Annotated in this window: 3 protein-coding genes; all 3 read right to left on the bottom strand. The window is 66.7% G+C overall.

Features of this window, described 5'->3' with window-relative positions:
* Positions 1-13: 13 nt before the first annotated feature.
* A complete protein-coding gene (gene tnpC / locus AC0L3C_RS36110; RefSeq protein ID WP_473410400.1) occupies positions 14-1543 on the bottom strand; it encodes an IS66 family transposase in 1530 nt (509 codons plus the stop codon).
* 69 nt (positions 1544-1612) lie between these two features.
* The gene (gene tnpB / locus AC0L3C_RS36105; protein WP_473410399.1) at positions 1613-1969 is read right to left on the bottom strand and encodes an IS66 family insertion sequence element accessory protein TnpB; all 357 of its coding nucleotides are present in this window, start codon (positions 1967-1969) and stop codon (positions 1613-1615) included.
* Entirely contained in the window at positions 1966-2418 is a 453-nt protein-coding gene (tnpA, locus tag AC0L3C_RS36100; protein WP_473410398.1) for an IS66-like element accessory protein TnpA, read from the bottom strand. The genes tnpB and tnpA overlap by 4 nt, the downstream gene beginning before the upstream one ends.
* Positions 2419-2496: the final 78 nt, after the last annotated feature.

Here is a 2496-nt window from a genome sequence, read left to right as displayed (position 1 = left end):
GTAAGCGATGTTCTCAGGCCACGCGCCAGCGTTTTTGGGTAGCGAGATAGGCCCAGGGTAGCAATTCGTCGATCTGGCTGTTCGGGTGATCGTTGACGATGCGGGTGATGACGTCGGCGAGATAGGCGTGGGGTTCGACGCCGATGAGCTTGCAGGTTTCGATCAGTGAGGCGATGACGGCCCAGTGTTCGCCGCCGCCGTCCGAGCCAGCGAACAGGGCGTTCTTGCGGTTGAGCGCGATTGGGCGGATAGCGCGCTCGACGACGTTGGAATCGATCTCGATGCGGCCATCGGCAATGAAGCGCGTCAGCCCGTCCCAACGCGACAGCGCATATCGGATAGCCTCCGCGAGTTTGGTCTTCTGGCTAATCAGACCAAGCCTGGCGCGCAGCCAGGGTTCGAACTCGTCGGCGATCGGCCGGCTCTTCTCTTGGCGGACGGCGCGACGCTCGTCGGCGGTGCGGCCGCGGATCTGGGCTTCGATGACGTAGAGCCCGGCGATACGTTCGAGCGCCTCGCTGGCAATCGGTGCGGGACCGGCCGCGGCGAGTTCGTAGAAGCGCCGGCGCACATGGGACCAGCAGAACGCCAGTTCTACGTCACCGCGCTCGGCCAGTACCCGATAGCCGGCATAGCCGTCGACCTGGAGGATGCCGGCAAAACCCGCGAGGTGGACGATCGGCCGTTCGGCCTTGCGATCGGGAGCGTAGACATAGGCGACGGCGGGCGGGTCCGTGCCGCCCCAGGGCCGGTCGTCGCGGGCATAGGCCCAGAGCTGGCCGGTCTTGGTGCGGCCGCGTCCGGGATCGAGCACCGGGGCGGTGGTCTCGTCGGCAAACAGTTTTGTCGACTGCTTCAGCCTCGCGAGCAGTCGCTCCTGCACCGGCCGCAACAGGAAGGCTGCCCGCCCGACCCAATCGGCCAGGGTCGAGCGATCCAGCTCGAGGCCCTGGCGGGCGTAAATTTGAGCCTGCCGATACAGCGGCAGATGGTCGGCATATTTGGCGACGAGTACCTGCGCCACGGTGGCTTCGGTCGGTAGCCCGCCCTCGATCAGCCGCGCTGGCGCCGGTGCCTGCACCATGGTCTCGCAGGCCCGGCAGGCATACTTCGGCCGCCTTACGACCAGGACCCGGAACTGGGCCGGGACGATATCCAGTCGTTCGCTCACATCCTCGCCAATCCGGTGCAGCGCCTGCTGACAGCACGGGCAGGCGTGATCGTCGAGGTCGATCAGCATCTCGACCCGCGGCAGATGCGCCGGCAGCGCCCCTCTGTTCCTGCGGCGCCGTGCGGCTCGGCTCGATCGCTCGGCAGCATTGGCTGCATCGGTCGCGGCATCACTGCTCGCCTCGATCTGCTCGACCTCCTCCAGGCCGAGCAGCAACTGGTCCTCCGGCAGCGTCTCGGCCCGGCGGCCGAAGCGATGACGCTGCAACTCCTTGATGATCTGCTCGAGCCGCGCGGCGCGCGCCCGTTCGGCCAGCAGCATCGCCTTGAGCGTGCCGGGATCGTCCGGAAGCGTGTCGGCACTTGTCGCCATGATGCGATTACACCATGCGTCGCGGCATCCCGCGAGCGCGACATGCATACTGATTCACTGTGCCGCAGTTCAACTCGCCTGGATCGGCGACGGTGTCTCGCGCGCGGCGTGGACGCGCTTCCAGTCCAGTCCTTCGAGCAAGGCTGACAGCTGCGCCGCGGTCAGGCGAATGACGCCGTCCTGCACGTTGGGCCAGCAGAACGAACCGGTCTCAAGCCGCTTGGCGAACAGGCACACACCCGTGCCGTCCCAATAGATCAGCTTCACCCGGTCGGCGCGCTTGGCGCGGAACACATACACGGCGCCGGAGAACGGATCGGCCTGGATGCTCTCACGCACCAGGGCCGCGAGCCCTTCGGCACCCTTGCGGAAGTCGACCGGCCTGGTCACCACCATCACCCGCACCGCGCCCGTCGGACCGATCACGTGCAGGTCTTCAGCGCATGGATCACGGCCGCAACCGTCGCGGCATCCGCGCCGCGGCCGACCCGGACGGCGACGCCGTTGATCTCGATCTCGATGATGCCGCTGTTCTCCGCCCCCTCGGGCGCCTTCCGAAGTCGTCGGCGCTGCCGCGGTGAGCGCACCGGCGGCGTGCACGATGGGCTAACGACAGCGGGCACGAACGTCTGCGGCTCGGGTCCCACAGGGATCGCAACCGGCTGTCGCATTTGCCGGCGCCACGTAAACAGCTGTTGCGGCGACAATCCGTGCCGCCGCGCGACCTCCGATACCACGGTTCCCGGGGCCAGCGTCTCCTCGACAAACCGCGCCTTGTCGTCGGCCGAGAACTGCCGCCGTCGGCCGCTCTCCGTGATGACCTCGACCCGACGAACCGAGGTCCTGGGCTCAAGCATATGGTCAAGCTTAGACACAAGCCGATCTCCAATCAGAGATCGATCATTCCTCACTCGACGCCTTCAATGGAAGGTGGGACCGAAACAGCGCTTACG

Source organism: Bradyrhizobium sp. WSM4872 (genome assembly GCF_055811715.1).
Note: the sequence above shows the minus strand (reverse complement) of the source record. Positions and strands in the feature narration are given on the sequence as shown.